General features: G+C 75.0%; 6 protein-coding genes. 5 read left to right on the top strand and 1 reads right to left on the bottom strand.

Features of this window, described 5'->3' with window-relative positions; translation table 11 throughout:
• The coding region (locus ABZ641_RS22495) for an XRE family transcriptional regulator (protein ID WP_359984301.1) at positions 1-1129 on the top strand (1129 nt) is incomplete at its 5' end.
• Between the two features lie 308 nt (positions 1130-1437).
• Here ABZ641_RS22495 and ABZ641_RS22500 read toward each other — a convergent pair.
• Positions 1438-2799: a DUF3533 domain-containing protein gene (locus tag ABZ641_RS22500; protein ID WP_359984304.1), complete on the bottom strand. Its 1362-nt coding sequence runs from the start codon at positions 2797-2799 to the stop codon at positions 1438-1440.
• A gap of 399 nt (positions 2800-3198) precedes the next feature.
• Here ABZ641_RS22500 and ABZ641_RS22505 point away from each other — a divergent pair, with 399 nt between their 5' ends.
• The 4 genes from ABZ641_RS22505 to ABZ641_RS22520 form a co-directional block, all read left to right on the top strand.
• Complete coding sequence (locus tag ABZ641_RS22505; RefSeq protein ID WP_344626381.1) at positions 3199-3501, top strand: hypothetical protein; 303 nt, start codon at positions 3199-3201, stop codon at positions 3499-3501.
• Between the two features lie 219 nt (positions 3502-3720).
• Positions 3721-4698: a UbiA family prenyltransferase gene (locus tag ABZ641_RS22510; protein ID WP_359984307.1), complete on the top strand. Its 978-nt coding sequence runs from the start codon at positions 3721-3723 to the stop codon at positions 4696-4698.
• Entirely contained in the window at positions 4695-6308 is a 1614-nt protein-coding gene (locus tag ABZ641_RS22515; protein WP_344626379.1) for a class I adenylate-forming enzyme family protein, read from the top strand. Before ABZ641_RS22510 ends, ABZ641_RS22515 begins: the two co-directional genes overlap by 4 nt.
• The coding region (locus tag ABZ641_RS22520; RefSeq protein ID WP_359984310.1) for an FAD-dependent oxidoreductase at positions 6305-6448 on the top strand (144 nt) is incomplete at its 3' end. The genes ABZ641_RS22515 and ABZ641_RS22520, both read left to right, overlap by 4 nt.

Here is a 6448-nt window from a genome sequence, read left to right on the forward strand (position 1 = left end):
GCCGCTGCCGCACACCCGGCCGCCGTCCGGCGGCGGCCCCGCCCCGGCCTGCCCGCCGCCGGCACGCCTCCCGGACTACGGTCTGCTCTGCCCGCTGCACGCGGCCGCGGGCTGCACGCTGCCGTCGGCGGAGGACATGGCGGCGCTCCAGGCGGCGTTCTGCGCGGCCGGACCGGGCGGGCCGCCACCGGACACCGACACCGTGCACGCGCTCACCGGTCTGCTCGCCGCACACCTGCGGGCCGGCGAACAGGCCGTCCGGGCGGGCGCGGCCGAGACGGTGGAGCACGTCCTGCGGGCCGTCCTCGGCCGGCTGGCCGCCGGGCCGGCCGCCCGGGGCAGACCGCTGGCCCGGCTCGCCGCCGAGTACGCGCACGCCGCCGGGGTCCTGCGGATGCAGCAGGGCCGCCGGGCCACCGCCATGGCCTGCTTCGACCGGGCGCTCACCTGGTCCGAACTGGCCGACGACCCCGCCACCCAGGTCGCCGCGCTGAGCGACATGAGCACCCTGGCCCGCCTCGACGGCGACGCCGACTCCGCGCTCGGCTACGCCCGGGCGATCGGCCGGGCCGCGCCCGACCGCCACTGGGCCGGTGCGATGGGCCGGATCGGCCGGGCCCGGGCCCACGCACTGGCCGGGGACGTCCGCGGGACCGTCCGGCACATCGCCCGCGCCCGGCTGCACCTCGACCACATCGGCGAACCCGACGAGGCGGACGCCGCCTGGCTCTCCATCGCCTCCATGCGGCTCCGGGTGGAGGCCGGTGCGGCCGCCGCCCTGCGCGACGTCGCCGCCGCCGTCGGCGACCCGCGGCCCGCCCGGCACGCCGCCGACGCGGCAGCCACCGCGCTGGCCCTGCTCGGACCGGACCAACTGCCGTCCTCACGGCTGCTGTTCACCGTCCGGCTGGCCGACTGCCACCTCTGCGCCGGCGACCGGGACGCGGCCCTCGCCCTGCTCTCCCCCGCCCTGCTCTCCCCCGACCGCGACGGCGTCGCCCTTCCCGCCCTGGTGCGCCACGAACTCCGCGGTCTGCACTCCCGTACGGCCCTGTTTCCGGCCCGGGCCCGCCACCACGGACAGCCCACCGCCGTCCGTCAGCCGGCGTTCGGCGCAGTGGAGCAGTGATAGGCACTGCGCTCGAAGCCGCAGCGCCTCCGCGACCGCACCTTCGTGGCGCATTCGATCGACACGTTCCCTCGCCCGTACGACAACGGCGTCAGGGCGTCATCGCGGCGATCCGGGCGCTTCGGGCGGAGGCTGGTGAAAGCCGATCGCGTTCTGCCCGTCAGTGCACCCCGAGGCCGTGGAGGAGACAGTCGCCGCAGCCGTACCCCCTCCCACCGGTCGGCCCGACTCGGCCCGGCCCTTGAGTGCGATCGCCCCGCGCAGCGGTTCGGGAGGCACCGCACCCGCGGAGCGGTCCGGCAGCCGGGTCAGGCGGCGGATTCGGCCGCGAGCCGGTGCAGGCCCTTGCGGTCGTAGTAGCTGGTCATCACCCAGCCGAGCAGCAGGGCGAGCACCGTGCCGACCCCGATCATGATCCAGGCGCGGGCGAGGCCGGCGTCCGCCCGGGCGTCGAAGTAGAGGATCGCCCGCACGCCGTCGCTGAGCTGCCGCATCGGCTCGAACCTGGCGAGGAAGCGGTAGAAGTCCGGCAGCGCCTGCAGCGGGATCGTCGCCCCGGAGGACGGCAGGGCCAGCACGATGAACACGAACATGCTGACCAGCTGCCCGATCCCGCCGAAGGTGGCGTTGATCGCCTGCACGCCGAGGCCGACGGCGGCGCTGGCGCAGAAGGAGAAGACGAAGAGCAGCGGCAGGTGCGAGGCGTCCATGCCGAGGATCGAGACGGTGGCCAGCATGATGACGGCCGAGGTGAGCAGCGAGATCCCGACGCTCATCACCGACTTGACCACCCAGGTGCGGCGGCGGGTGATCGGGATCGTGCGCCGGCGGGTGTGCCACGGGCCGAGTTCGTTGTCGGTGTAGCCGAGTCCGACGTCCACGCCGTTGCCGATGACGTTGCCGCCGAGGAAGCCGGCGAGCACCAGCAGCAGGGTGTAGTAGAAGGCGCTGAGGCCGAGGCCGCTGTGCGGGCCGATCGGGTGCCCGACCCGGGTCTCGACGGTGATCGGGTCGGCCAGCAGCAGGGCGGACGGGTTGGAGACCTGGGTGCCCTGCTGGGCGGCGCGCTGTGCGGCGGTGGCGGTGAGCTGCTTGCCGAGGTCGGTCGAGGCGCGGTGGGCGGCGTCGGTGGCGATCGAGGCGGCGAAGGAGGAGGCGAGGCTGCCGGAGCCGGGGTTGGTGAGGACGACGGCGGTGGGGCGGGCGGGCGAGCCGGTCGGCGGCTGGCCGAGTCCGGCGACGGAGGCGGTGAAGTCCTCGGGGATCAGCAGGGCGCCGTACAGCTGGTTGGAGGCGAGTTTCTGCTGCGCCTCGTCGGGGCTGAGGACCTGCCAGTTGACCCGTTCGTCCGGGTCGGGCGCGGCGGCGACGGAGGCGGTGATGCTCGCGCCGAGGTTCTGCTGCTTGCCGTCGACGGTGGCGCCCTTGTCGGCGCTGACCAGGCCGACCGGCACCCGGTGGAGGTCGATCCGGGGGTTGAGGATGCCGCCCATGTAGAGCAGGGACAGCAGCAGCGCGACGACGCCGGTCAGCGCGGTCGGGAGGATCCAGATCCTGGGGTTGCGCAGCACCTGGAGCGCCGTCGCACCGTTACCGGACGGGGATGGCGGGGGTGACGGGGCGGGTGCTGCGGGCGGCTCGGCCGCGCCGGGCGGGGTGGGCGGTGTCATGGGGTGCCTCCTGCGCTCGTCCCGCCGGCGCCGTCGGGGGTCGGCGCCCTGCGGACGGTCCCGCGCGGGCCGGTGCCACTACCCGTGCCACTGCAGGGGTGACTGCCGTGCCACTGCCGGGGCGCGCCGGACCGCCGGGCGGGGTCCGTCCGGATCGACCGTACGCGGCTCGGCACGCACAACCTGCGACCGCCGATCGGTGGGGGCCGTGTGTCACCCGACCGGACGCCGCCGGCGGGCGCTCCCGGAGTCCGCGGCCGCACGGCCGGACGGGCATTCGATGCCCTCCGCCGGGCGGGTGATTGTCCGACGCCGCGAATGGAACTCAAACGTATGCGCACGATATCGATGGGGTGAGCCCGCGAAGAATGCGGGAACCGATCGACAGCAAGGACGATTGTGCGAGCATTCCTGACCTCCCTGGCCGCCGCCGGCGCGGTTCTGGCGCTCACCGGCGCCGCAACCGCCCCGCGGGCGGCGACCGGCACGGTGGTGGTGTTCTCCACCGAGTTCCAGCCGCTGGACGTGTACACCGATCCGTCCGGGTGCAACCAACTTCCCGCCCTGGCCCATGTGCTGGCGAACCGGACCGACGGGCCGGTGAAGGTCTACGGCAATCCGTTCTGCCTCGGGCCGAGCCTGACCGTCCAGCCCGGCTACGGCACGCACGTCCCGGGTGGCGCCGGGAGCTTCTCGGCGTAATTCCCACAACGGGCGGTCCGCAGACGAACACACCATGGACCGCCCGTTTCTGCGCTCATCATAGGAATGCATCCGAACGGTATCCGTATGCCATCATGAGATCGCCGACTCACCGTCCGCCACGGCGGATTGGCGCACCGTCAGCGTGGTCGGCCCGTTTCTCCGGCCCCCGCGGCATTCCGTCCCGGGCCCGGCCGCCGTTGAGAGGACAGCGATCCCGTGGAGCACGCCGCCGCACCGGCCGTCGCCGAGTCACCGCCGATCGCCTGGCGGGCCTACGCCCGGCTGGCCAAACTCGACATCTACGACTACTACTTGAGCGTCCCGCTGGTCGCCGCCATGGTACTGCCGGGCGGCTCGGCCGCGACCGCCACGGCGACCCTCGCCGTGCTGCTGCTCTTCCTCGGCGGCGAGATCGCGATGAGTGCCGCGATGTGCACCTTCGACGACGTCACCGGCTACCGGGACGGCAGCGACGAGGTCAACTACGGCCCGGACGCGCCCGCCCGTCGGCTGGCCCGCAAGCCGCTGATCGCGGGCACCCTCACCGAGCCGCAGGCGATCCGCTTCGGCTGGCTGTCCACCGCCGCCTGCGCCCTCTGCTGGCTGGCCGCGCTGGCCCTGGCCCCGGCGCGCCCGCTCTGGGCGGTGGCCGGGGTGCTCGCCCTGACGGTCTTCGGCTTCCAGTACTCGTGGTGGCTGCGGATCAGCTACAACGGCTTCCAGGAGTTCTTCCTCGCCGCGCTGGGCTGGCTGTTCGTCCTGCCGCTGCACGGGCTGCTGACCGGCCGCTTCGACGCCTTCGTCGCCGTGCAGGCGCTGGTGTTCGGCCTCGGCCCCCTGCTCTTCGGCGTCTACTCCAACACCAACGACATCCCGGGCGACCGCGCGGTCGGCCGCAGGACGGCCGCCGTGCTCCTGCCGTCACGCGGCAACGCCCTGTTCGTGGCGGGCTGTTCGGCCCTGGAGGCGGCGCTGGTGGTCGGCTCCGCGGTGGCGGGCGTGGCACCCTGGTGGTTCCCGCTGGTGATGGCGCCGGTGCTGGTCCTGCGGGCGCGCCAGTGGCACCAGGGCTTCGTCAAGGGCCAGGTCCTGCTCGCCCGGCGGCTCGGCATCCACCTGCACCGGCTGAGCTGCGCCCTGCTGGTCGCCGTCGACCTGTCCGCCGCCGGTCTGCTCACCGGGAGCCTGTCGTGACCGCCCTGGTGAAGCCCCTGCCGCTGGACCTCGGCCCGCTGTTCGAGGTGCTGGCCGAGCGACGGCCGCCGATCCGGGTCGAACTCGGCCGTCCGCTCGACCTCGCCGCGGACGGCGGCAGCAGCTGGACGACGGAGCGGCTCGCCGACCTCGTCCGCGACACGGCCGCCTGGCTGGCCGCCGCGGGCGCGCGGCCCGGCGACCGGGTCGCGGTGGTGAAGCGCAACCACTGGGACTACGTGCTGCTCGCCTGCGCCGCCGTCCGGATCGGCGCGGTGCCGGCGCTGCTCTCCGACCGGGTGCCGCCGGACGGCCTGGCCGTGCTGCTGGAACGGCTGGAGCCCGCCGTCCTGGTGACCCAGCGGGACGTGCTGGGCACCGCCCGCTCGGCCGGCCACGACCTCACCCGGCTCGCCCGCCGCACCGTCTGCCTGGACGGCCCCGCCGAGGGCGCCCTCACCCCCGACGACCTGCGCGGCCACCCCGTGCCCGCCGTGCACCGCCGCCCCGACGACGCGCCGCTGACCGTCAACCACACCTCCGGCACCACCGGCGTCCCCAAGCTGGTGGTGCACTCCACCCGCACGCTGATCCGCCGGCTGGCCGCCTTCGAGGCCCGCCGCTGGCCGGTGCTCTCCGCCCGCCGCCAGGACACCGTCGCCAGCGCGATCTCCTTCGCCCACGGCCGCGCCGTCACCTGGACGGCCAGCGCGTTCTGGCGGGCACCCGGCACCTTCGCGATCCTGCCGGACTCCGACCCGTCGACCGCCGCCGCGCTGCTGCGCAGCCACCCGCCGACGATCCTGGAGGCGCTGCCGTCCACCTACGTCCGCTGGCAGCAGCTGGCGGCCGGGCCGCAGAACCCGTTCCGGGACGTGCGGCTGTACATCTCGACCTTCGACGCGATGCATCCGCCGACCGTCCGCACCTTCCTGTCCGCCTCCGAACGGCGCCGCCCGCTCTGGATGCAGGGCTGGGGGCAGACCGAGACGGGGCCGCTCACCTTCCGCTTCCTCACCCGCGGGGCGCTGGCGGACAGCGAGCAGCGCCACCCGACCACCCGGGACCTCGGCCGGCCGCTGCCGGGCTGGGTGCGCCTCAAGGTGGTCGACCCCGCCACCCTGGCGCCCGTCCGGCGCGGCGAGCCCGGCCTGGTGCTGACCCGGACGGGCGCCCGCTGCCTCGGCTACCTCGGCGAGTCGGACCGCTGGGAGGCGAAGGCGGCCGGGCCGTGGTTCAACACCGGCGACCTCGGCGTCCGCACCCGGGACGGGCGGCTGCTGCTGCTCGACCGCGAGGTGGACATGGTCCCGGGGCTGAGCTGCGTCGAGGTCGAGGACGTGCTCCACGACCGGCTGCCGGAGGTCGAGGAGGCGGTGCTGCTCGCCGTCGCCGACGGCCGCCCGCTGCCGGTGCTGGTCACCGGCGACGGCGAACTCGACGGCGAGCGCTGGCGGCGGGCCGTCCACGACCTGCCGCCGCTCGCCGAGCCGGTGGTGCTCGACCGGGACGCCGTCCCGCGCACCGGCACCGGGAAGGTCCGGCGGCACGAACTGCGCGAACGGCTCCTCGCCGGCACGGCCGCCTTCGGCAGCGGACGGTGGACATGAGCACCGTCGGGAGCACCCCCGAGCTGGACGTCGCCGTGGTCGGCGCCGGCATCGCCGGGCTGGCCGCCGCCCACCACCTGGCCGCCGCCGGCCGCGAGGTGAAGGTCTTCGAGGGCAGCGGGCGGGTCGGCGGCCGGATG

The sequence above is a fragment of the Kitasatospora sp. NPDC007106 genome, assembly GCF_040634455.1.
GTDB lineage: Bacteria > Actinomycetota > Actinomycetes > Streptomycetales > Streptomycetaceae > Kitasatospora > Kitasatospora arboriphila.

Bases quoted from the DNA above. Each gene is read 5' to 3' on its own strand.
- ABZ641_RS22500 (WP_359984304.1), bottom strand. From the start codon at position 2,799: ATGACACCGCCCACCCCGCCCGGCGCGGCCGAGCCGCCCGCAGCACCC.